The 22,143-nt window shown below is 64.9% G+C and carries 18 protein-coding genes; 4 read left to right on the top strand and 14 right to left on the bottom strand.

Annotation, left to right across the window (positions count from 1 at the left end; translation table 11 throughout):
* Window positions 1-85 precede the first annotated feature (85 nt).
* The 6 genes from cysB to yajC all read right to left on the bottom strand — a co-directional run bounded on the left by cysB (window position 86) and on the right by yajC (window position 7,203).
* Window positions 86-1,060 carry an HTH-type transcriptional regulator CysB gene (cysB, locus tag DDZ17_RS00520; RefSeq protein WP_116364010.1) on the bottom strand — a complete coding sequence of 325 codons (975 nt, stop codon included), beginning with the start codon at window positions 1,058-1,060 and terminating at the stop codon, window positions 86-88.
* 106 nt (window positions 1,061-1,166) lie between these two features.
* The gene (locus tag DDZ17_RS00515; protein WP_116364902.1) at window positions 1,167-2,066 is read right to left on the bottom strand and encodes a 5'-nucleotidase; all 900 of its coding nucleotides are present in this window, start codon (window positions 2,064-2,066) and stop codon (window positions 1,167-1,169) included.
* A gap of 59 nt (window positions 2,067-2,125) precedes the next feature.
* Entirely contained in the window at window positions 2,126-4,231 is a 2,106-nt protein-coding gene (locus tag DDZ17_RS00510) for an acetyl-CoA hydrolase/transferase C-terminal domain-containing protein (protein WP_157976375.1), read from the bottom strand.
* 219 nt (window positions 4,232-4,450) lie between these two features.
* Window positions 4,451-5,782 carry an alanine/glycine:cation symporter family protein gene (locus DDZ17_RS00505; RefSeq protein ID WP_116364008.1) on the bottom strand — a complete coding sequence of 444 codons (1,332 nt, stop codon included), beginning with the start codon at window positions 5,780-5,782 and terminating at the stop codon, window positions 4,451-4,453.
* A gap of 45 nt (window positions 5,783-5,827) precedes the next feature.
* Window positions 5,828-6,829: a 1-aminocyclopropane-1-carboxylate deaminase/D-cysteine desulfhydrase gene (locus tag DDZ17_RS00500; protein ID WP_116364007.1), complete on the bottom strand. Its 1,002-nt coding sequence runs from the start codon at window positions 6,827-6,829 to the stop codon at window positions 5,828-5,830.
* 38 nt (window positions 6,830-6,867) lie between these two features.
* Window positions 6,868-7,203, bottom strand: coding sequence for a preprotein translocase subunit YajC (gene yajC / locus DDZ17_RS00495; protein WP_116364006.1), 336 nt, complete (start codon window positions 7,201-7,203; stop codon window positions 6,868-6,870).
* Window positions 7,204-7,611: 408 nt separating this feature from the next.
* Here yajC and DDZ17_RS00490 point away from each other — a divergent pair, with 408 nt between their 5' ends.
* Window positions 7,612-9,315 (top strand): class I adenylate-forming enzyme family protein, encoded by a 1,704-nt coding sequence (locus tag DDZ17_RS00490; RefSeq protein ID WP_170150123.1) that lies wholly within the window; start codon window positions 7,612-7,614, stop codon window positions 9,313-9,315.
* 158 nt (window positions 9,316-9,473) lie between these two features.
* On the opposite strand, the gene DDZ17_RS00485 is transcribed toward DDZ17_RS00490, so the two are convergent.
* The 6 genes from DDZ17_RS00485 to DDZ17_RS00460 form a co-directional block, all read right to left on the bottom strand.
* The gene (locus DDZ17_RS00485; protein WP_116364004.1) at window positions 9,474-9,923 is read right to left on the bottom strand and encodes a nuclear transport factor 2 family protein; all 450 of its coding nucleotides are present in this window, start codon (window positions 9,921-9,923) and stop codon (window positions 9,474-9,476) included.
* A 53-nt stretch (window positions 9,924-9,976) separates the two neighbouring features.
* Window positions 9,977-10,741 (bottom strand): glutathione S-transferase family protein, encoded by a 765-nt coding sequence (locus DDZ17_RS00480; protein WP_116364003.1) that lies wholly within the window; start codon window positions 10,739-10,741, stop codon window positions 9,977-9,979.
* 20 nt (window positions 10,742-10,761) lie between these two features.
* A complete protein-coding gene (locus DDZ17_RS00475) occupies window positions 10,762-11,634 on the bottom strand; it encodes an amidohydrolase family protein (RefSeq protein ID WP_116364002.1) in 873 nt (290 codons plus the stop codon).
* 129 nt (window positions 11,635-11,763) lie between these two features.
* Entirely contained in the window at window positions 11,764-12,993 is a 1,230-nt protein-coding gene (locus tag DDZ17_RS00470) for a cytochrome P450 (RefSeq protein ID WP_116364001.1), read from the bottom strand.
* 180 nt (window positions 12,994-13,173) lie between these two features.
* Complete coding sequence (locus tag DDZ17_RS00465) at window positions 13,174-13,470, bottom strand: ubiquitin family protein (protein ID WP_116364000.1); 297 nt, start codon at window positions 13,468-13,470, stop codon at window positions 13,174-13,176.
* Between the two features lie 7 nt (window positions 13,471-13,477).
* Window positions 13,478-14,593 (bottom strand): WD40/YVTN/BNR-like repeat-containing protein, encoded by a 1,116-nt coding sequence (locus DDZ17_RS00460; RefSeq protein ID WP_116363999.1) that lies wholly within the window; start codon window positions 14,591-14,593, stop codon window positions 13,478-13,480.
* A 113-nt stretch (window positions 14,594-14,706) separates the two neighbouring features.
* Here DDZ17_RS00460 and moeB point away from each other — a divergent pair, with 113 nt between their 5' ends.
* Both moeB and DDZ17_RS00450 read left to right on the top strand, forming a co-directional pair.
* Window positions 14,707-15,861 carry a molybdopterin-synthase adenylyltransferase MoeB gene (gene moeB, locus DDZ17_RS00455; protein ID WP_116363998.1) on the top strand — a complete coding sequence of 385 codons (1,155 nt, stop codon included), beginning with the start codon at window positions 14,707-14,709 and terminating at the stop codon, window positions 15,859-15,861.
* Window positions 15,862-15,936: 75 nt separating this feature from the next.
* Window positions 15,937-17,160, top strand: coding sequence for a serine hydrolase domain-containing protein (locus tag DDZ17_RS00450; protein WP_116363997.1), 1,224 nt, complete (start codon window positions 15,937-15,939; stop codon window positions 17,158-17,160).
* Window positions 17,161-17,182: 22 nt separating this feature from the next.
* On the opposite strand, the gene DDZ17_RS00445 is transcribed toward DDZ17_RS00450, so the two are convergent.
* Window positions 17,183-19,636: a zinc-dependent metalloprotease gene (locus DDZ17_RS00445; RefSeq protein ID WP_206613397.1), complete on the bottom strand. Its 2,454-nt coding sequence runs from the start codon at window positions 19,634-19,636 to the stop codon at window positions 17,183-17,185.
* Between the two features lie 355 nt (window positions 19,637-19,991).
* Here DDZ17_RS00445 and pdxR point away from each other — a divergent pair, with 355 nt between their 5' ends.
* A complete protein-coding gene (gene pdxR / locus DDZ17_RS00440; protein ID WP_116363996.1) occupies window positions 19,992-21,449 on the top strand; it encodes a MocR-like pyridoxine biosynthesis transcription factor PdxR in 1,458 nt (485 codons plus the stop codon).
* Between the two features lie 207 nt (window positions 21,450-21,656).
* Here the strand turns inward: pdxR and DDZ17_RS00435 are convergent, their stop codons facing one another.
* A complete protein-coding gene (locus DDZ17_RS00435; RefSeq protein WP_116363995.1) occupies window positions 21,657-22,109 on the bottom strand; it encodes a MarR family winged helix-turn-helix transcriptional regulator in 453 nt (150 codons plus the stop codon).
* Window positions 22,110-22,143 lie beyond the last annotated feature (34 nt).

Below are 22,143 nucleotides of genomic sequence, written 5' to 3'. Positions count from 1 at the left end.
TAAAGCGCGACAATCTAGCCGCTGGCGCAAGGCGGCGCAAGCGCGCTGAAGGGGCGGCTTAACCTGCAGGCAGGGGTGGGCTGGTTCAGTAGACCGGTAGTTCCAGGTGGGAGAACAGCTCTTCCAGTTCGGTTTTGCTGTGGCAGGCGAAGGCCTCAGTCACCACCTGGCGGGTCAGATGGGGGGCAAAGTCTTCGATAAAGTCGTACATATAGCCGCGCAGGAAGGTGCCGCGGCGGCAACCAATGCGGGTCACGCTGCTGGCGAACAGGCGGCTCGCATCCAGCGCCACCAGGTCGCTGTCCACGCTGCTGTCGTAGGCCATGTGGGCGACAATGCCGATACCCAGGCCCAGGCGCACATAGGTTTTGATGACATCGGCATCGGCGGCGGTGAACACCACCTTGGGCACCAGCCCCTTGGCCATAAAAGCCTCGTCCAGCTTGGAGCGACCGGTAAAGCCGAATACATAGGTCACGATGGGGTGGGCGGCCACGTCTTCCAGGCTCAGTTGCGACAGCTGGGTGAGCGGGTGGTCGCGCGGTACCAGCACGCAGCGGTTCCAGCGGTAACAGGGCATCATCACCAGATCCGAGAACAGCTCCAGGGCCTCGGTGGCTATGGCAAAGTCCACCGTGCCGTCGGCGGCCATTTCTGAGATCTGCATCGGCGTGCCCTGGTGCATGTGCAGCGACACCTCGGGATAGCGTTCGATGAAGGAGCGAATGGTGGCCGGCAGGGCGTAGCGCGCCTGGGTGTGGGTGGTGGCAATGGACAGGCTGCCCTTCTTCTCGTTGGAGTACTCCTGGGCGACCTGCTTGATGCTTTCCACTTTGCGCAGCACTTCGCCGGCGGCCTTCAGAATGGCCTCGCCGGCCGGTGTTACGTGGGTCAGGTGCTTGCCGCTGCGGGCGAAAACTTCCACGCCCAGTTCGTCCTCAAGCAGGCGAATCTGCTTGCTGATGCCGGGCTGGGAGGTATAGAGACTCTGGGCGGTAGCCGACACGTTCAGGTCGTGATGAGCCACTTCCCAGATATAGCGAAGCTGTTGCAACTTCATGACCGCCTCCCGTAAGACCCCCGTCGCGCCCCGGCCAGGGCGGTGCTATATGCACAATAGTAGTTAATCAAAGCCAGCGCTAGCGATTCAGGCATAAGGGATGACTTCAGGCATTGGCGACGCCGTGCGGCACATGCCCGGTGGCCACATGGGGGCCGGCGGAGGCGCAGTGGGTCTGCTGGTCGTCAAAGAACACATCCGCCTGGTAGGCCCTCAGGAACTCGGTTTTATTCAGCCCACCGAGAAAAATAGACTCGTCAATGCGGATATTCCAGGCCCGGAGGGTGCGAATAACCCGGGCGTGGGCCGGCGCCGAGCGGGCAGTGACCAGGGCGGTGCGAATTGGCGCCTCGCTGGGCGGAAAGGCCTGCTGCAGGCGGTGCAGGGCCGCCAGGAAGGGCTTGAAGGGACCGCCTCCCAGCGGCGTGTGGGCCGCCGCCTGCTCGCTGGCGGTGAAGGCCTCCAGGCCCTCGGTTTTGTAGATGCGCTCGGCCTCGTCGGAAAACAGCACCGCATCGCCGTCAAAGGCAAAGCGCAGCTGACCGGTGTCGGAGCTGCCGCCGCGGGACGACACCAGAGTCGCCGCCGCCACCCCGCAATCCAGCGCGTGGCGCACGTCCTCCGCCTCATTGGACAGAAACAGCTGGCAGCCAAAGGCGCGAATGTAGCGCCAGGGGCTGTCGCCACCGCAGAAGGCAGCGCGGCTGATGGGCAGGCCAAAGTGCTCGATGGAGTTGAACACCCGCAGCCCGGTGTCGGCGCTATTGCGCGACAGCAGCACCACCTCCACCTGCGCCTCACCCCCCAGCATTTCGTTCAGGCGCAGCATTTTTTGCACCAGGGGGAAGGCCTCGCCCGGCTCCAGCGGTTCATCCTCGTGGACCACCTGGTAGTCGGAATAGGCCTGCAGGCCCTGCTCCTCGTACACCTTGTGGCTGGCGTCCAGGTCGAACAGCGCCCGGGAGGAGATAGCGATGACCAGTTTGTTGTCGCTTGTTTTATCCATGGGCACTAGCATAGCGCCGGCGCACAGGCGGCACCAGACGGCGGCCGGTTGGGGCTGCATTATTGCTGCGCATCCTGTAACCAGCCGCGCTCCTCCAGCAGGCTGGACAGCACCCGCCCCAGCAGTCGCTCGCCCACATTGGCCGGCGGCACCAGCTGCAATCGCGCCAGGTAGTCACCAGCCGCCGCCGGTGGCCGGTGGCGCAACGCCCGCCCCAGCAGGCCCAGCCACTGGCGCGGCTGCCGGCGCAGGCCATCCAGGGTTTTCAGGCAGTCCGCCAGCCCCTGCTCGATGCGGGTGAGGTCTGAGCCAAAGGGATAGTCCGACAGGCAGCCCTGCTTTTGATACGGCGCCAGTGCCGCCGCCAGCCGCCTGGGGGTGTTGTCGCGACAGGCCGCCGGAATGCGATAGTCGGCCTCCACCTTGCCGCTGGCCACGGCCGCTTTTAGCAAGTCCTCCTGAAAGCGCGAATCGGCCACATTGATCAGGCGTTTCATCACCTCGCTGTCGTCCTGGCCGCGCAAATCGGCAATGCCGTACTCGGTAACGACGATGTCCCGCAAATGGCGCGGAATGGTGACGTGGCCATAGTGGGGCACGATATTGGAATGCACCTTGCGGCCGTCGCGCCGGGTGCTGCGAATACAGAGTATGGAGCGGGCGTCGGGCAGGTCGTGGGCCATGGCGACAAAGTTGTACTGCCCCCCTACCCCGCTGATAACCGTGCCGTCCTCCAGGGCGTCGGACACCACCGCGCCGGACAGGGTCGCCATCATCCCGGTGTTGATGAAGCGGGCGTGGCGGCGCTGTGCGCTGTACAAGGGCACGTCTTCCAGCAATTGATTGGTGCGCTCAACCCAGGTCATGCACAGGGTATCGGCCACCGCCGGGTCCAGTTCCCGCAGGCGCCGGTAAAAATCCCTGGGCCCGAGAAAAAAGCCCGCGTGCAACAGCTTGCCGTGGCGCAGGGGGCGCCCGCTAGTGGCAGCCAGCAGGGCCTGTCGCACGGCGGGCTGGTCGATGTCGTTAGCCAGGCCTTCACCGGCGCAGATCAGCTCGCCATCGGCCAGTGCCACGGTGTCATCCACAATGCCCCAGTGGGCCAGCCAGGCCAGCTCACTTTCGCCAAGGCGCGCCGGCAGTGCATCGCACCGGCGCAGCCACAGCAACAGTGCTTCGTCGATAGTCTCACCGATGGCGCCGGCGTTCAGGCCTTCCTGCAGCACCAGGTCGTCGTAAACCCGGCGCTTGACGATGCCGGCCTCCACCAGGGCCAGCATGCCGCTAACGAACATTTCGGTGGACACATACAAGCCGCCATCAAAGGGGCCGCAGTGTTGTTCCACCGGACTTGCCACCGTCTCCAGGCCGGCCAGTATCTCGCGGTAGGTAGCGTTCTGACGCTGGCGCAGCAGGCAGGCCTGGGCCACCGCATCCCCCAGGGCGCCAATGCCGATTTGCAGGGTGCCTTTGTCGGCAATCAGGCTGCTGGCATGAAAGGCGGCGGCGTAATCCGCCAGCGGCACCTGGCCATTGGGTGCGCTGAACAGGCGCCGCTCGCAGCCGGGGCCGCTCACCAGCAGATCGAAGAAGCCCGGCGCCACCCGGGCATCGCCCCCCATAAAGGGCAGCTCGGCATGCACCTGGCCAATGCGCAGGCAGGGTCGCCCGGCCTGCGCCAGCAGCTCGGCCATGTGCCGAGTCAGGTCCGGGTTGCAGGACAGGCTGATCGCATCACCCTGGCGCGCCACCAGTTGCGCGATCACGTTGACTCCGTGGCCCACCAGGTCGCGGGCCACGTGGGTGTAGTTGCTGGAGATATAGTGGCGCTGGGCATCCGCCACCTGCTTCATGGCCCCGGCGCGGAAGTAAAACTCACTCACGCGGATATTGGCGGGCAATTCACCAGCGCGCAGGGGCGCCATGTAGGCCAGCTCTTCGTAATCGTCGTAGATGCGCTCGATCACCGGCCCGGCCAGGCGCCCGGCCAGCCCCGGCGGCACCGGCGGGCGCTCCAGCGACAGGGCGGTGAGAATGTGCAGGCTGATATCGGGGTTGGCAGCGGCCCGTCGATAAAAAGCGTTGACCAGCTGCACCGGCTTGCCCAGCCCCAGCGGCACTGCCACAACCAGGTGGGGGCCTACACGCTCCAGCGCGCGATCCACGCACGCCTCAACCGAATCCGTCAGCACGCTTGCCGGCGCGCTTGTGGCTGGGGCACTGCTTGCGGCGGTGTTTGTCGTTGCTTTTTGCTCGGTCTCGGACACGGCTACCCTCCCTGGACAGTCTGATCCCCCGGTTACCGTCTTGTTCCCGCGCTGTTCTGCTATCGCGCGGTTGTCGCTTTGTTACCGCTCTGTTAACGCTCTAGCGCCGCGCCAGGCTCAATCTCGCCCCCGGTTGAAGTACTCCCGGCTGAGCCTGAACACCAGTGGCGACAGCAACAGCAGGGCAATCAGGTTGGGGATGGCCATGAAGGCGTTGAGGGTGTCGGCAATCAGCCACACCAGATCCAACTGTATAACCGTTCCCACCGGAATCGCCACCACCCAGGCCAGTCGGAATGGCAAAATGCCGCGGGTACCCGCCAGGTAAACCACGCAGCGCTCGCCGTAGAAGGACCAACCGATCATGGTGGTAAAGGCAAACAGGCACAGGCCAATGGTGACGATGTACTCACCGCCCGGGAAGGCGCCAGCAAAGGCCATGGAAGTGAGCACCGCGCCGCTTTCACCGCTGGGCAGCACGTCCATAATCACAATCACCAGGCCAGTCATGGTGCACACGATCAGGGTGTCAATAAAGGTGCCGAGCATGGCGATCATGCCCTGCTCCACCGGCTCGTTGGTGCGCGCGGCGGCGTGGGCAATAGGCGCGCTGCCAAGGCCGGCCTCGTTGGAGAAGATGCCCCGGGCCACGCCAAAGCGCAGTGCGGCCATCACCGTGGCGCCGGCAAAGCCACCGGCGGCGGCGCTGCCGTTAAAAGCGCTGTCGACAATGACGGAAACCGCATGGGGGATATATTCCAGATGGGTGACCAAAACAATGACGCTCATCAGAATGTAGCTGAGGGCCATGAAGGGCACCAGCCAGCTGGCCACGGTGGAAATACGGCGAATGCCACCCAGCACCACCGCACCCACCAGCACCATTAGCACCAGGCCGGTGGCCAGTGGCGGTATGGCAAAGGAGTCGCTGAGAATTTCCGACACCGAATTGGACTGGACCGTGTTGGCAATGCCAAAGCCCGCCAGGCTGCCGAAAATGGCGAAGGCATAACCCAGCCAGTGCCAGCGTTTGTGCAGCCCGTTGCGAATGTAATACATGGGGCCACCGCTGTAATTGCCGTCGCTGTCGGTTTCGCGAAAGCGCACGGCGCAAACGGCCTCGGCGTACTTGGTGGCCATGCCCACCAGGGCGGTGATCCACATCCACAGCAGGGCCCCGGGCCCGCCGAGGGCGATGGCGGTGGCCACCCCGGCGATGTTGCCGGTGCCGATGGTGGCCGACAGAGAGGTCATCAGCGCCGCAAAGGGCGAGATGTCCCCTTCGCCCTGCCCCTTGCGCCCCCGCAGCAACAGCCCCAGTGCCGTCGGTATGCGCCGCACCGTGGCAAAGCGCAGGCCGATGCTGAGATAAATGCCGGTGCCCAGCAGCAGCAACAGCATCACTGGCCCCCAGGCAAAGGCATTTATCGCTTGGATGATTTCTGTCATGGCGCCCTCGTCGTTTTATTCTGGGCGCAGTCTAGCAGAGAGCGCCTACAGGCAGGAGTCGGTCTGGGCCAGCAGGCCGAAAATTCCGCCAGTGTGAACAAACACAATATCCCGGCAGTCGGCAAAGCGGCCCTGTTCCAATTCGCGCAGCAGTCCGTAGAAGGCCTTGCCGGTGTAGACAGGGTCCAGCACCAGGCCTTCCATGCGGGCCAGGTCGCGGATGAGGGTGAAAATTTCCGGCCCGGCCTGGCCGTAGCCGCTGCCCACGTAGCCATCCAGCACCCGCGCCGTTACCTCGGCTTCGGGCTGGCTGGGATAGCGCTGGCGCCAGTCGGCCACATCGGCGGCCACCTTGTCGACAAAGTACTGCTCGTCGTCGCAGACATTGACACCCCACACCGTCAGCGGCAGGTGGTGCAACGCCGCCCCGAGGGTCAGCCCGGCCTGGGTGCCGCCAGAGCCGCTGGCGCACACCAAATGGGCGCGCTCGATGCCGGCGGCCTGCAGGTCGCCGGCCAGCTCTTCGGCGGCGGCGATATAACCCCACAGGCCAAGGCCATCGCTGCCCCCGGTGGGAATCACCAGGGCCTTGTGGCCGCGGGCGGCGTAGTCGGCCCGCACCTGCTCCAGCAGCGCGGGCAGTTCGCGCGTGTAGCGCTTGGGCAGGTGAATATCGACCTCGGCCCCGGCCAGCAGGTCGAGAAAATAATTGCCCTCGGCCCTTGCAGGCCGCTCGCCGCGCAGCACCAGGTGGGCCTTGAGCCCGGCCTGGGCGGCCACAAAGGCGGTGGCCCGGCAGTGGTTGCTCTGCAGGCCGCCGCAGGTAACCAGCGTGTCGCAACCCGTCTCCAGGGCGTGGGCCAGGATGAACTCCAGCTTGCGCACCTTGTTGCCAGACAGCAGATTGCCGGTCAGGTCGTCACGCTTGACCCACAAGCGCAGCCCCTTTCCCCAGGCGGCACTCGCCCGGGGCAGGTATTGCAGGGGGGTGGGCGTGCGGGCCAGGTCGACCCGGCGCGGATAGCTGAGGGAGGCAGCTGGCGACATCAGCGTTGGCGGTGGCCCGAGTGAGCCGCGCCGGGCCTTCAGCCGATGGACTTCAGGGTGCCCTTGGGCAGCACCGCGTGCACGTGAACCCGCTGGAACTTCATGTCCACCTTGTCGGCCACGGTGAGCACAATGTAGTTTTCGTCCAGCGCGCTGATGCGCCCGAGAATGCCGGAGCTGGTGACCACCTCGTCGCCCTTGGCCAGGGCCGCCACCATCTGGGCATGCTCCTTCTGGCGCTTGCGCTGGGGGCGAATGGCGATGAAGTAGAACAGGGCGAAAATGCCCACCAGAAAGACAATCTGGAAAATTTCACCACCCGGTGCGGGGGCGGCGCCGGCCTGGGCGTGGGCGCTGGCGATAAACAGACTCATAACAGGTTCCTTGCGATGGGCTCGCCGCTGCAACGGGCGCAGGGGTACGAGCGTTGAAGCGCGCTAATGTACCTGTTTGCCCCGGGCGGGGCAATCGCGGCCCGGTGCGCGGCCGGGTGTGCGGACCAGTGTGCAAATCAGTGCGCAAACCCAGTCCGCAACAGGCGCCCAACCACCGGCAACGTCAGCGTGCAATAGACAGAACCGCGCAGTTTTATGGATGCCAGGCGTCGCACCGCCCCGCCCGGTACAAATAGGTCAACAGGCGGTGCAAATCACTGTGCCGGGCGGTGCAGGCAACCGGCCGCCCTAGTATGATGCCGGGTTTGATAACAAGCGCTGCGCCCACCCCTGCGGGATCGCTCCCGGCCCCGGGCAATGCGCCGCACCCGCAGCACAGGAGCAGACATGAGCACAGAACTGACGGCACTGGTGAGCGCGATGGATACCGCGCGTCAGCAACTCACCGGCCCCAGCGCCCCCTGGGAACTGGACCGGCGCACCATCGACGGCGTTGAGCTGCGCTGTTACAAGCAGGCGCCCATCACCCTGCGTGACGCCATCGACACAGGCCGCGCCCACGGCGACAAGATCTGTGTGACCTACGAAGGCGAGCGCGTGACCTTCGACGCCTTTTTTGACGCCGCCGACCGCATGGCCAGCCACCTGGCCAACCACCACGGGATAGAGCGCGGCGACCGCGTGGCCATTGCCATGCGCAACTACCCCGAGTGGATGATGGCCTTTGTGGCCGCCGTGTCCATTGGCGCCATTGTGGTGCCCCTGAACAGCTGGGGCAAAACAGAGGAGCTCTGCTACGGCCTGCAGGACTCCGGCGCGCGCATTGTGGTGTGCGACACCCAGCGCCTGGCGCTGGTGCGCGATGCCCTGCCCGAACTGGGCTGCAAGGCCATTCTTGTGCGCGATGACGACGCCGGCGATGAATGGGTAGAGCCCTGGGCCGCCAGCCAGCAGCAACCGGCCAAGCTGCCGGATGTGGAGATCAGCCCCGGCGACCTCGCCATCATCATGTATACCTCCGGCACCACCGGCAAACCCAAGGGGGCTGCCTCCACCCACTTTGCCGTGTCGCAGGCACTGTATAACTTTGAATTCCATGCCGCCCAATCGGCCATGGCCAATATGCCCACCATCGAGAAGATGCTGGGTTCGGGCTTTGATTCCGCCACCCTGCTGGCAGTGCCCCTGTTCCACGTCTCTGGCTGCTATGCCGTGTTCCTTGGCAACCTGCGCGGCGGCCGCAAGACTAGCATCATGTACAAGTGGGACCCGGCCCGGGCGCTGGAGATTATCGAATCCGAGCGCATTACGGTGTTCACCGGCGTGCCCACCATGACCATGGCCCTGCTGGAACACCCCAATTTTGCCAGCACTGACACCAGCAGCCTGTTTGCCCTGGGCGCCGGCGGCACCGCCTGCCCGCCCCACCTGACCGACCTGATCTACAGCAAGCTGCCCGATGCCTACCCCGGCACCGGCTATGGCATGACCGAAACCAACGCCACCGGCTCCAGTTGCACCGGCGCCGCCTTCCGCCTGCGCCCCAACGCCGCCGGCAACCTGTCGCCCATCGTGGAAGTGCGCACCGTGAATGAAAACGGCCAGGCCCTGCCCGCTGGCGAAACCGGCGAGCTGTACCTGCGCAGTCCCACCAACGTGCAGCGCTACTGGAACCTGCCCGAGGCCAGCGCCGCCACCTTCATCGACGGCTGGGTGGCCACCGGCGATGTGGGCTACGTGGACGACCTGGGCTTTTTATACGTGGTGGACCGGGTCAAGGACATGGTGATTCGCGGCGGCGAGAACATTTACCCGGTGGAGGTAGAAGGCGTGCTGCTGACCCACCCCGCCGTGCACGAGGCCACTGTGTTCGGCGTGCCCCACGAGCGCTGGGGCGAGGAGCTGATGGCCAGCGTGTACCTTGGCGAAGACAGCGCCACCGAGGACGAGCTGCGCGCTTACCTGGGCGAGCACCTGGCGGCCTTCAAGGTGCCCGCGCGCATCCTGATCAACAGCGACGAGCTGCCCAAGAACGCCACCGGCAAAGTGCTGAAAAAAGCCATCCGGGATGCCTACCTGGCGCAGCACTGAGGCTCGCCGGGGCGGGCGAGCAGCGCTGACGAGACAAGCCAGCGCCCCACCCCCTTTCGCCCCACCCTTTCTTCGCCCCACGCTCTGGCCCCGCCCTCTCGCCCCGGCAAGCCCGGGCGGGGGGCGTCAAGCCTATACCAGCCGAGGCAGGCGGGGCGCTACAGCCCCATAAAATCCGGCACGTTGAAGACCCAGCTTTTCTCCTCCACCCGCCGGCTGATGCGCCAGCCGGCATCGGTGCGCCGGTACTCATCCACATACCACAGGCCCAGCATGAACACCTGGGTGCCGCCATCCGGCATTGCCATCTCCATCGGATTGAAGCACATCACCCGCCCCTTGCCGGTGTCGCCGTCCACACTCACCTGCACGTTGGCGTTCAGGTGCTGACTGTTGGGGAAGACGCCTTCTGCGACCGCCTCTTTCAGATAGGCAATGGTGGTTTCCAGGTCGCCGACGCTACCGCCGAACACGCTGTAGTCAACGTGGGCGTCGCTGGTGAAGATGTTGCGCAGGTCATCGAAGGATTTGTCATCGATGATTTGCGCGTAGTGGAAGACCAGGTCCTGGATTTCCCAGCGGTCTGACATTTCCTGTTGGCTTAGCATGCTGTTCTCCTTATGTGTGCATACCGTGGGCCTGTGTGGCGCAGCGGCAGCGGCTAAAAATCCAGTGGCAGGCCGAGATGGCGCTGGTAGATGCGATCCCGGTGGGCGCGCAGGCGCGGTGTCATCAGGGCGCCGATGGCCTCCCCGCCAGAACTATAGGTTGTGCGCATGAAGGGCGGCATGGGGCAGACGTCTTCCGGCAGCGGGTCGATCATGGTGGCGAAGGTGGCCCAGTAGATGTCCGCCGCTCCCAGGGCGTTGCCGACAAAGTACGCCCTGTTCTCTTCCTCGGCCTGCGCCAGCACCGCATCCAGGTGCGCGCTGATCGCCTGCAACTCTGCCAGGGCAGCCTCAGCCGCGGCGGCGCTCCAGCCGTATTTGGCGGCCATGCGGGCCACCGCCGCCGGCGGCTCATCCAACTGCATGCCCGGCGCCAGCAGCAACAGGCGCCGCTGCCAGCCAAAACCGTTCACGCCCGCAATCAGGGCGCACAGGCCAATGGCCTGCGCGCGCAGGCCCGGCTCCCGGGGCAGCAGGGGCGCCTGCGGCGCCAGCCGCTCGGCATGCTGCAGAATATCCAGCCAGTGGCTGGCGGGCGGCAGACTGTCGCCAACCAGTACCGGCGCCGAATCCTGCCCGGTCCAGGCGCGCAGGGCGTCGTTGGCCTGCCCCGCGTCCTGGCGCACCGGCAGGTAATCCAGCCCCTTGTGGGCCAGGATGCCCTTGGCGGCCTCGCCCCAGGGGCCCGGCACGCCGGCGGTCAGTACCAGCTTCAGGCCCGGCTGGGCGCGGGCATCCTCAACGTCAACGTAATCCATAGGCAGTCCGTATGCGCTGCTTACTTGTCCAGCTTGAACACGCGCAGGGCGTTTTCGCGCAGGAACTTGGGCCACACTTCATCGCGGAAGGGCACGTCCGGCATTTCTTTGAAGATGCGATCCAGCGATAGCCCCATGGGGAAGTAGCCGGCGTACATCACCTGGTCGGCGCCGCGGGTGTTGGCGAAATGCACAATGTCCTTGGGGTAGTGCTTGGGCGCGAAGGCGCTGGTCATGTAATGCAGGTTGGGGTACTTGAGCATCATCTTCCAGGCCACATCGGTCCAGGGCTCGCAACCGTGGCGGGTCACCACGTTCAGCTCCGGGAAGAACCACAGCACCTCGTCCAGCAGCTCCACCTTCTGGGGGCCAAAGGGCAGGCGCGGGCCGGGGATGCCCATGCAGGGGCAAAACGGGATATCCAGCTCCACCAGCTTGGCGTAGATGGGGTACCACTTCTTGTCGTTGACCGGCACCGGCGGGCAGATCATGGCCGGCGAGGCAGTCACGGCCTTGATGTCGAACTCTTCCTTCAGCGCGACGATGGTGCGCACCTCGTCCATGCCGTTGTTGGGGTTGGCTTCGTAGCAGGCAAAGAAGCGATCGGGAAAACGGCGCAGGGCCTCTTTGTGCTGTTCGGCGTAGGGGCCAACGCCAATCATGGCGCGCTCAATGCCGTGCTTGTCCATCTGCGCCACGGTGTAGGCCACATAGTCATCCTGCCCGTCGATCTGGGGGATGTCCTTGAACATGTACTGGGCCGGCATTTTGAACATCTCATGGCTCTGTTTGTCCATGAGCATCGGTTTGATCCACTCGTAGAAGTGGCTGTTGTCGTCGCCGGGAACGGCCAGCATCAGGTCGATGACGCCGATATCTTTGGGCATGGGCATTGGGGGGTCTCCAGTGTGTGTCAGCAATCCCACCATTGTGGCCAAACCGGCGTGGCCCACAAGCAGACACAGCGCCGGGGCGGGAGAATCCCACCCCGGGCTTAAATGGATGTACCGGTAACCAGCCGGTCAGGCTACGTCAAACACTATCGGCATTTTCTTGATGCCGTTGATGAAGTTGGAGCGCAGCCAGCTGACTTCACCGTCAAAGCGGGGGTTGCGCACGTGCTTGAGGATCTCGGTAAAAATCACTTCCAGCTCCAGCCGCGCCAGGTGCGACCCCAGGCAGAAGTGCTGGCCAATGCCAAAGGCGCGGTGCTCGTTGCGCACGTCTTCGCGCCGGTTGCGGGTGATGTCGAAGGTATCGGGCTCTTTGAAGTTGGCCTCGTCGGCACTGGCGGCCCCGTAGTAAAGCTGCACCCGGTCACCCTTGCGAATCACTTGCCCGCCCAGTTCTACGTCTTCCATTGCAGTGCGCTTGAAGGCTATCACCGCCGGGTTAAAGCGCAAGAATTCCTCGATGGCATCGCCAATCAGGCTCGGGTCGTCCACCAACTTCTGGTACTGCTCGGGGTGTTCCATCAGCAGGCGCATGCCCTGGCTGGTGACGGTGCGGGTGGTCTCGTTGCCGGCCACAATCAGCAGCATGAAGAAGTTGCAGAACTCGTCGTCGGTGAGGGGTTCGTCCTCCACCGTGCCTTCCAGCAGGGTGTTGACGATGTCCTCCTGGGGCTTCTCTTTATGGGCGGCGGCGATATCCATGGCCATCATGAACATTTCCACCATGGCGTTGGTGCCGTCCTCCGGCGAGGTGGTGAGATCCGGGTCGTCCATGCCGAGCATGATGTTGGTCAGCTCGAACAGGCGCTGGCGACGCTCGATGGGCACCCCCATCAGTTCGCAGATGGCCAGCAGGGGCAGCTCCATCGCCACGTCCTCAACGAATTCACAGCGCCCGCCCTCCACGGCGCGGCTCACGATATCCCGGGCGATCTGCTCAAAGCGGCCGCGGTAGCTCTCCACCTTGGCCGGGGTAAAGGCATTGCGAATCAGGCGCCGGTATTTCAGGTGCTGGGGCGGGTCCATGTTGATCATCAGCAGGCGCAGCATGGCCAGGTCGTCGTCCGTGGCCGGCTCGTGCAGCATGCAGCTGCGCTCGTGGGAGGAGAACAGCTTGGGGTTCTTGGACACATAATCGAGCTCTTCCTGGCGACTGATCACCCAGTAGCCCGGGTGGTCACCCACCGGCTCGTGCCAGTACACCGGCGCCTCGTTGCGCAGGTAGCGGTACATCTCGCGCGGATGACCGCCCTTGAAAGTGTCGGGGTTGATCAGGTCGATATGGGGACAGCCGCTCATGTTGGCACCTCTCGCTGGTGGTGGGCGCCCTGGCGGGCGCTTATGGGCAAAATACTACTCACTAATAGGCATTAGTCCAATAGGGCTGGGCGGAAAATTTTTTGGCTCGCGCTGGATGATTATGGGCAGCCGGCGCAGAGCGTACCGCCCGCCCCGCTACAGGCTCAACCCCAGCCGCGCTCAGCCGCCAGAGAGCGCGCCCAGCACAATGAAGGGCTCGTGCCCGGCGCTCACCGCCGGTGGCAGGGGGGCGTCCGGCGGCTGGTCGGAAATATCCTGATTGCAGGCATAAAAGCGCACATAGGCCCGGCGCTGGCCGCTGTGGCGGTCGCGCATGGTGCCGAGCAGGCTGGGATAGCGCTGCTCCAGCGCAGCCAGCAGCGCGCGTTGGGTGGCGGGGCCCTGCAGCGCCAGGCGCACGGGGTTTTGCGCGCCGCTGAGCCGGAGCAAGGGGGCCGGCAGAATCACGTCGATCATGGCGGGCTCAGTTTAGGGTTTGCACTTCCACCGACAGCACCGCCGGCAGATGGGCGGCAATGGTCTGCCAGCTGTCGCCGCCATCGTTGGAGGCATACACCTGCCCGCCGGTGGTGCCGAAGTAAATGCCACCGGGGTCGCACTGGTCCACAGCCATGGCATCGCGCAGCACATTTACATAGCAGTGCTGCTGCGGCAGGCCGTGGCTGAGGGGTTCCCAGTCGCGGCCGCCACTACGGCTGCGGTACACGCGCAGCTTGCCCTCAGGCGGGTAGTGTTCGGAGTCACTCTTGATCGGCACCACGTAAATGGTTTGTGGCTCGTGGGGGTGCACGGCAATGGGAAAGCCGAAATCCGACGGCAGGTTGCCACTCACCTCCACCCAGCTGTCGCCGCCATCGTCGCTGCGCATCACGTCCCAGTGCTTTTGCATGAACAGGGTATCCGGCTGGGACGGGTGGGCGGCAAGGCGGTGCACGCAGTGGCCCACTTCCGCCCCGGGTTCGGGCAGCTGTTCGGAATGCAGGCCCCGGTTGATGGGCTTCCAGGTTTCGCCGTGGTCGTCGCTGCGAAAACTGCCGGCGGCGGAAATGGCCACGGTAATGCGCCCCGGCCGCGCGGGGTTGAGCAAAATGGTGTGCAGGCACATGCCCCCTGCCCCGGGCATCCAGTCGCGCCCGGTGCCGTGCTGGCGCAGGCCGGGCAGCTCGCACCAGCTGTGGCCCCCGTCGCGGCTGACGAACAGGGCGGCGTCTTCGGCGCCGGCATAAACCGTGTCCGGGTCGTCCGCCGCCGGCTCCAAATGCCAGATGCGCTTGAAGGTCCAGGGCCGCAGGGAGCCGTCGTACCACTGGTGCTGCCCCACCTCACCCTGGTAGCTGAAGTCGTTGCCCACCGCGGCCCAGGTGGCGCCGCCGTCGTCCGAGCGCTGGATGACCTGCCCGAACCAGTCGCTGGCCTGGGACGCATACAGCCGCTGTGGGTCCGCCGGGGAGCCCGCCAGGTGGTAGATCTCCCAGCCGCCAAACAGCGGGCCGTCGATCCGCCACTGCCTGCGATTGCCATCTGCGTGAATGATAAAGGCGCCCTTGCGGGTGCCCACCAGAACCCGTACTCCCTGCATTGCCGACTCCTGTGCTGGCCCAGCGCCAGGTTGCAAACACTGCAGTAAAAGTAGACTAGTATTGCCGCTATGACTGCGATTTCTGCCTGCCAATCGGCCGCGCGCCGCCCCCGATGGACACCCTGAGCCGCGACGAGTTGCTGCGCTACAGCCGGCAGGTATCGCTGCCGGAGGTGGGCCTTGAAGGCCAGGCCCGCCTGCGCCGGGCGCGGGTGCTGTGCATTGGCGCCGGCGGCCTGGGTGCGCCGGTGGCGCTGTACCTTGCCGGAGCCGGCGTTGGCACCCTGGCCCTGGTGGATGCGGACCGGGTGGATGCCAGTAACCTGCAGCGCCAGGTGCTGTTTGGCAGCGACGATGTCGGCGAGCTCAAAACCCGCGCCGGCGCGCGCCGCCTGCGTGCCCTCAACCCCCATGTCACTGTCGATGAACACCCGCTGCACCTGAGCGCAGACAATGCCCTGGCATTGATCGCTGCCTACGATGTGGTGGTGGATGGCAGCGACAACTTCGCCACCCGCTACCTGGTCAACGATGCCGCGGTGCTGTGCCAGCGGCCCCTGGTGCATGCCAGCGTGTTCCGCTTTGAAGGTCAGCTCAGCGTGTTCAACGCCGATGGCGGGCCCTGCTACCGCTGCGTGTTTCCCGAAGCGCCGCCAGCGGCCCTGGTGCCTTCCTGCGCCGAGGGCGGCGTGCTGGGCATGCTGCCCGGCCTGTTTGGCAACCTGCAGGCGCTGGAGGCGATAAAGCTACTGCTTGGCATTGGCTGCCCCCTGAGCGGCCGCCTGCTCAGCTACGACGCCCTGCAGGCCAACTGGCGCGAGTACCCCCTGCAGCGCGACCCCCAGTGCCGGGCCTGCGGCGCCCGCGCCGACATTACCCGGGAGAGCTTTTCCGCCGTGCACGCCGCCGTGCATGCCCGCGCCTGCACCGACAGTGACACGCCACGCCTCAGCCCCGGCGAACTGCAGCGCGCGCTGGCCGCACCCAACCCGCCACGGCTGCTGGATGTGCGCGAAGCCGGCGAAGTGGCCCTTGGCACCCTGCCCGGCGCGCTGCACATTCCCCTCGCTGAGCTGCCCCGTCGCCTGCAAGCGCTGGATTCGCAGGCCAGCTGGGTGATTACCTGCCAGCGCGGGCCGCGCAGCGAACAGGCACTGGCGCTGCTGCACGACGCCGGCTTTACCTCACTCGCCCTACTGGCAGGCGGTATGGAGGCCTGGCTGCAGGCAGGCGGGGATTTAACGACGGAAAAAAGTGCACCACCTTGAATTAGAACCTTGGGTATGTAATCTTTCTTGCAACAATAATGACCGGCACCGCCGACAACGAGAGATTGCAGCGCTATGCATCCACCCAGCACCCTCACGGATTCTGCCTTCCATCTACTTCGCCCGAACCGCCTGCCCCGCCGCATCGCACACGCAGGCGTAGCGCTGGCTGGCGCACTCACCCTGCTGCTGGGGGCCTGCAGCGACAGCGGCGATTCCCACACGCCCCCGGCGCCGCCGCCGCAGCCCGAGCCGCCCGTTTACAGCTTCAACGCAGTGGATGAGCGCTTCCAGCGTTTTCTGGATGAGAGCGCGGTGTTTGATGGCATCTCCTACACCGTTGTGGATCGCGAACAGGGCATGGTGCACGAATCCGCCTTTGGGGATCACAGCCTGGACACGGTGGTGATGCTCGCCTCCACCAGCAAGATGCCGGCAGCCGCCCTGCTGATGGCCCTGCACGAGGATGACAGCCTCAACTTCGACATTGAGGCCAGCATCGACAACTACCTGCCCTGGGAGGGCGTGTACGGCGGCGCCACCAGCGTGCAGTTGCTCAGCAATACATCCGGCATTCCGGGCCTGGAGGCGCTGTCCAGCTACGGCGCCCACCTGTGCCAGTACGCCCCCAGCGGCACCCTGGAGGCCTGCGCCCAGACCATCTACGCCACCCTGCTGCCCGGCACTGAGGCGCCGGGCACGGCCTACAGTTACGGCGGTTCCCAGTGGCAACTGGCCGGCGCGGTGGCGGAACAGGTGAGCAACAGCAGCTGGCGCCAGGCCTTTGACCGGTACATCGCCGAGCCCTGCGAACTGGAGGTTTTCCAGTACGGCAACATGTGGAGCGACCTTGGCGGCTGGACCGGCAGCCCAGACAGCCTGCGCGGCCTGGACAACCCCAACATTGAAGGCGGCGCCATCAGCAGCCTGCAGGACTACGCCAAGCTGCTGCTGATGACCCTGCGGGGCGGCCTGTGCGGCGAGCAGCGGGTGCTATCGGAACACGCCCTGGCCTTTATGCGCGAAGACCGGGCCGGCCAGTTCGGCACGCCCTACGGCATGGGTTGGTGGATTGCGGCACCCGACAACGACGGTGAGCGCCCCACCGTGTTTTACGACCCCGGCGCCTTTGGCGCCGTCGCCTGGATTGATACCGCGCGCGAGATTGGCGGCTACGTTGCCATCGACGATTACAGCCGCACCGACGCCGAAGCCCCCGTGGCGCTGGTGCTGAACAAGATCATCGCCCTGGTGGCTGAGGAAGTGGACCGGGCTCGGGCCGAGGCAGCCGCCAACTGACACAGCGCCCCGGCCCAGGCGCTCAGATCGGTGAACCGGGGGGCGCCTTCAGCCGCTGCAGGCCACCCAGGGCGTCGGCATCATCGATAAAGCGGCCGATCTGGGCGGCCAGAAAGCGATAGTGGGCCCGCCACGCGGGGCTGGCGACCGGCGCCTGTTCCTCCAGCCGTGGCTGCAGTGCCAGCAGGGCATCCAGGGCCTCGGCCCGGGCCTGGTTCTGGGCGCCGGCATTGCCTGCCAGCGCCATCAGGCGCTCCAGCGTTACCGTATTCACCACCCGTTGCATGGCCCCGGCGTTGCCCTTGCCGGGCTCGGCGTAAAAGGTGGCCGCCAGCAGGGCATCCAGCAGGTCGGCAAAGGCCGGCTGGGCCGCCGAGCGGGCACGGTTGTTGTTCATGCGCGCGGCGCGGGTGGGGTTCAGCAGCAAATCCACACTCATGCCCGCTGCCACTTCGGCGGCGGCCATCGGGTCCAGCACGTAGCCGGTCTGGCGCGGGAACAGCTCCCGGTCGTCACCGGAGCCGGGCGGGCGCGGTGGAATCAGCGCCAGCAGCTCCGGGCGCAGGGCCAGGGCCTCGGGGCGCAGGGTTTCCAGCAGGGCCGCAATGGCCTCCCGCTGGCGGGCCGGGGTAATCATCGCCGTGGGCACCTGGCCGTCACCGCGCAGGGCGTAGGCGAACTCCTGGCCACCGATGAGTGTCGCCGCCGCCTGCACCTGGTAGCGGTGCATCAGGTACATGGGCACCAGGGCGTCCTCAATGCTCGCCATGGGCCGGCCGATGCGAATGGTGCGCTCGGAGAACTGCGCCAGCACCTTCTCGCGCAGGCCCATCAGCCGCTTAAGTTCCGCCACCGGGTCGCTGCCGTTGTCCCACAGGCTGCCACGCGGGTGGGCGGGGCCCGCGCTCACTGCAAAGGCGTCGCCACGGGAGTGCACATCGGCCACAAAGTGCAGGCCCTTGGCGTAGGTGTCGCGGATGATCTGCTCGCGCGTGGCGGCCACATCAGTGCCCTCGGGGAAGTCCTGGTAACCGTAGAGAATGGCGCGCTTGTCCCATTCGCCCATGCCAACGGTATAAGCCTGCGACAGGTCCACTTCACCGCGCTCATTGAGGGTGACATAGGGGTGGGGGTAGTCCATCACCGATGCCCGGCCGTCGGTGCTGCCGGCAAAGTTGTGCTCCAGCCCCAGGGTGTGCCCCACTTCGTGGGCAGACAGCTGGCGAATACGCGCCAGGGCAAAGTCCTGCAGCGCCTGGGGCACCTTGCCATCCTCGGCGTAGGGGGCGGTGAGCCCTTCCGCCAGCAGGTAGTCCTGGCGCACCCGCAGGGAGCCGAGGGTCACATGACCCTTGATGATCTCCTGGGTACGGGGGTCGCGCACACTGGCGCCGTAGGACCAGCCCCGGGTGGAGCGATGCACCCACTGGATCACGTTGTAGCGCACATCCATCGGGTCGGCGTCTTCGGGCAGCATCTTCACCTGAAAGGCATTCTGGTAACCGGCGGCTTCAAACGCCGCGTTCCACCACAGGGCGCCTTCAATCAGTGCGCTGCGCACCGGCTCCGGCGCACCGCGATCCAGGTAGTACACAATCGGCTCCACCGGCTCGCTCATCGCGGCTGTTGGGTCGCGCTTTTGCAGCCGGTGGCGCCAGGCGTAGGTCTGGCCCAGGGGTTCGCCGATGGCAGTGCCGTAGTCATAGCGCAGGCTGGTGTAGCTGGGGTCGATAAAGCCCGCGCGGGGGTCGTAGGGCAGCGGCTCGTAGCCGGGCTCCGGCAGGCGCACGAACGAGTGGTGCTGGTGCACCGTCACCGCCCGGGCATCCGGGGTCACCGTGCCGATAAGGCGGCCGCTGGCGTCTCCGGCCAGGGTCACCATGGCCTCCACTTCGGTATTGTCGGGGAAGGCCCGGGTGCGCGGCAGGAAGATGGCAGAGCGCTGGGGGTCGGCCTTGTAGCTGCCCTGCTCCGCCTCCTTCAGCCGCCCGGCCACATTGTGGGCATCGCGCAGGAACCACTCAGTGGCATCCACCAGCACGCGCCCCTGGCTCTGGGCAACAATCGCAAAGCCCCCCAGAGCCGAGCGGGCGAAGGCCTCGGTCATGGCCTGCTGCTCGTCGGGGTTGTCGCTGGTGGCCACATAGGTGGGGTTGTCCGCCAGCAGCAACACCTTGTTGCCAGAGCGCACAAAGCGCGCCAGGTACGTCTCCCCCAGTTGCCCACGGTCAAGCCCCAGGTCGTTGGAGCCAACGCCCCGGGCCAGGCTGCTCACGTAGATAAAGGGCGCTTCCAACTCCGCCACTTCCAACAGTAGCTTGCCGTCGTCTTCATCCCAGTACAGGTCCACAAAGCCGTCGAGGTGCTGCATGCCCCGGGTGTGGGTGTCAATGCCGGGCAGGCCGGCCGGGGCCTTGTCGTCATTGCCGCAGGCCACCAGGGCAACACCCAACAGGGCGAGAAGGAAGGCTCTCATGCCGTTCTCCGATAGCGAAAAGCGGGCAGTGTAACAAGCTGATTGGCAAAGCTGGAGTGAACGGCCGCCGCTGAGTGATTCCGCCACGTTGGTGGCTTGGCGATTTCCCGAACGCCCGCGCCCACTGCACCAGCACTGGGCGCGGGGGATGGGCGGCTGCCCTGTTTTTGCCCTGCCGCTTCTGTCCGGCGGCGTTGTAGCAGCCTGCTATCTGCCACCCACCGTCCACAGGCCCTACAAACACACGCCCACAAAGGCTCCGCCTGTGCCGTGGCCATCGGGCTTTGCCATCTGGTACAGAATTTGCTCTTCTTGGCATCATTGGAACAGCGGCAGATAACCCAAGAGAATTGCCATGCAGGAATCCTACATACATATCGAGTTCGACCAGGAGCGCACCCTGCAAGATCAGGTGAAGGAGCACCTGGTGGCCCTGATCCTGAACGGCAAGCTGCCCGCCACCGAACCCCTGCCCTCCTCCCGCCGTATGGCCGGCATGCTGAAGGTGTCGCGCAATACCATCGTGCTGATTTACGAACAACTGGTGGATGCCGGCTACCTGATCAGCAAACCCCGCTGCGGCTACTACGTGGCGCCGGCCTTCGCCAACCCGGAGATGCTGCTGGGCGACGATGCCGCCAGCGACGCCACACCCGTACAATGGCAGCGGCGCTTCTGCATTCGCCCCGGCAACGAGCGCAACATCGTCAAACCCAACAACTGGGCGAGCTTTGAATACCCCTTTATTTACGGCCAGGTGCAGCACGAATTCTTCCCCATCGAACAGTGGCGCGACTGCGCCCGCAAAACCCTGCACGAGCGCTGGAGCCGGCACTGGATAGACGACCGGGTAGACACCGACGACCCCATGCTGATCGAACAGCTGCGCACACGGCTGCTGCCGCGGCGGGGCATCTACGCCGAGGCCAGCGAAATTCTGGTGACCATCGGCACCCAGAACTCCCTGTACCTGCTGGCCAACCTGCTCTGCCGCCCCGGGGTAAAAGTGGGCCTGGAAGACCCGGGCTTTCGCGACGCGCGCAATATCTTCGCCACCTTCGGCGCCGACCTGCACCTGCAGGAAGTGGACGATGCCGGCCTTGTAGTGGATCAGCGGCTGGAGGACTGCGACTACCTCTACCTCACCCCGAGCCATCAGGTGCCCACCGGCGCCGTGCTTTCGGCCGCGCGCCGCAAAGCCCTGCTGCAGATGGCCGAGCAGCACGACACCGTGCTGATCGAGGATGACTACGACGCCGAAATAAACATGCAGGACAACCCCACCCCGGCGCTGAAGGCGATGGACCGCAACAGCCGCGTGGTGTACATCGGCAGCATGTCCAAATCCATTTCGCCGGGGTTGCGCATCGGCTTTATGGTGGCCGATGAAGAGCTGATCAACGAAGCCCGCTCCCTGCGCCGGCTCATGTATCGCCACCCGCCCGCCAACAACCAGCGCCAGCTGGCCCTGTTCCTGTCACAGGGCTACTACGACGCCTACCTGCGCAAAATTCGCGAGCTGTACCGCTCCAAACTGGAGCGCATGGTGCAAGGTGTAGAGCACTACCTACCGGGCATGCTTGGCGGTTCCGTCAGCTCCGGCGCCACCTCCCTGTGGCTGCGCGCGCCTAATGGGATAGACAGCGAAGCGCTAGCCTGGCGCGCCGCCAAACAGAGCGTGCTGATCGAACCCGGCGGCATTCACTTCGCCGGCGAACAGCCTCCGGCGAACTACTTCCGCATGGGCTTCTCCGCCATTGCCGCGCACAAGATCACCCCTGGTATCCAGACACTGGCGGGGTGTTTTGAGTGATAAGGTCCGCTGAATCGGGTTGATTTGGCTGGGCTGATTCATGTTTGCTCCATCGACATACAATTGCATTTTTCCATGCAGATAGAGCACGAAGCACGCCGGACCTGCAGTGCCTCTGGTACTTCCCCAACCGACACCGCTAAAACTACTTCAACTCAAAACTAATAATCATGCTTGATTACGCCCATGGCCCGCGCCATTTCAAAACTACTGGCGCTTCCCTAAACATAACTCATCAATCGCTCGTTCCTGTATGATAGCCAGCGCTTTCAGAACAATCTGTACTTCGCTTGGAGACAAATTCGCCAAGTCATCATCCATCTTGTCTACCCGTGTATCACTAAAACGTGATTGGAGGTCAATGCCAAGTGGCGTGAGCGCAATGCGGACTTCCCGTCGATCAGACCCATCGCGATCCCGCTGGATATAGCCTTTACTCACCAACTGTTCAATCTGCCGGCTAACTGTTGAAGGGTCTTTAACAGACCACTCCGCTAGCTGACTCTGGGCCAGCATGCCGTGATCCCACAACTGGTTCATCAAGACAGCTTCCTCCGGCGACAGATTAATCTGCACCTTGCGGACGCGCTGCATGGCGAGCTTGCGCAGAATATTGCCCGCGCGGGTGATCTGGTAGGTAATTGATTGGCTTAAGTCCATATGTAAACCCGCTGAATTATCGCTTCTCTGGGAA

Source organism: Parahaliea mediterranea (assembly GCF_003402235.1).
Taxonomy (GTDB): Bacteria; Pseudomonadota; Gammaproteobacteria; order Pseudomonadales; family Halieaceae; genus Parahaliea; species Parahaliea mediterranea.
Note: the sequence above shows the minus strand (reverse complement) of the source record. Positions and strands in the feature narration are given on the sequence as shown.

Bases quoted from the DNA above. Each gene is read 5' to 3' on its own strand.
- pdxR (WP_116363996.1), top strand. From the start codon at position 19,992: ATGCAGGAATCCTACATACATATCGAGTTCGACCAGGAGCGCACCCTG.
- DDZ17_RS00445 (WP_206613397.1), bottom strand. From the start codon at position 19,636: ATGAGAGCCTTCCTTCTCGCCCTGTTGGGTGTTGCCCTGGTGGCCTGC.
- cysB (WP_116364010.1), bottom strand. From the start codon at position 1,060: ATGAAGTTGCAACAGCTTCGCTATATCTGGGAAGTGGCTCATCACGAC.
- DDZ17_RS00505 (WP_116364008.1), bottom strand. From the start codon at position 5,782: ATGACAGAAATCATCCAAGCGATAAATGCCTTTGCCTGGGGGCCAGTG.
- DDZ17_RS00460 (WP_116363999.1), bottom strand. From the start codon at position 14,593: ATGCAGGGAGTACGGGTTCTGGTGGGCACCCGCAAGGGCGCCTTTATC.
- DDZ17_RS00435 (WP_116363995.1), bottom strand. From the start codon at position 22,109: ATGGACTTAAGCCAATCAATTACCTACCAGATCACCCGCGCGGGCAAT.
- DDZ17_RS00450 (WP_116363997.1), top strand. From the start codon at position 15,937: ATGCATCCACCCAGCACCCTCACGGATTCTGCCTTCCATCTACTTCGC.
- DDZ17_RS00480 (WP_116364003.1), bottom strand. From the start codon at position 10,741: ATGGATTACGTTGACGTTGAGGATGCCCGCGCCCAGCCGGGCCTGAAG.
- DDZ17_RS00475 (WP_116364002.1), bottom strand. From the start codon at position 11,634: ATGCCCATGCCCAAAGATATCGGCGTCATCGACCTGATGCTGGCCGTT.
- yajC (WP_116364006.1), bottom strand. From the start codon at position 7,203: ATGAGTCTGTTTATCGCCAGCGCCCACGCCCAGGCCGGCGCCGCCCCC.
- DDZ17_RS00500 (WP_116364007.1), bottom strand. From the start codon at position 6,829: ATGTCGCCAGCTGCCTCCCTCAGCTATCCGCGCCGGGTCGACCTGGCC.
- DDZ17_RS00465 (WP_116364000.1), bottom strand. From the start codon at position 13,470: ATGATCGACGTGATTCTGCCGGCCCCCTTGCTCCGGCTCAGCGGCGCG.
- DDZ17_RS00490 (WP_170150123.1), top strand. From the start codon at position 7,612: ATGAGCACAGAACTGACGGCACTGGTGAGCGCGATGGATACCGCGCGT.
- DDZ17_RS00470 (WP_116364001.1), bottom strand. From the start codon at position 12,993: ATGAGCGGCTGTCCCCATATCGACCTGATCAACCCCGACACTTTCAAG.
- DDZ17_RS00515 (WP_116364902.1), bottom strand. From the start codon at position 2,066: ATGGATAAAACAAGCGACAACAAACTGGTCATCGCTATCTCCTCCCGG.
- moeB (WP_116363998.1), top strand. From the start codon at position 14,707: ATGGACACCCTGAGCCGCGACGAGTTGCTGCGCTACAGCCGGCAGGTA.
- DDZ17_RS00485 (WP_116364004.1), bottom strand. From the start codon at position 9,923: ATGCTAAGCCAACAGGAAATGTCAGACCGCTGGGAAATCCAGGACCTG.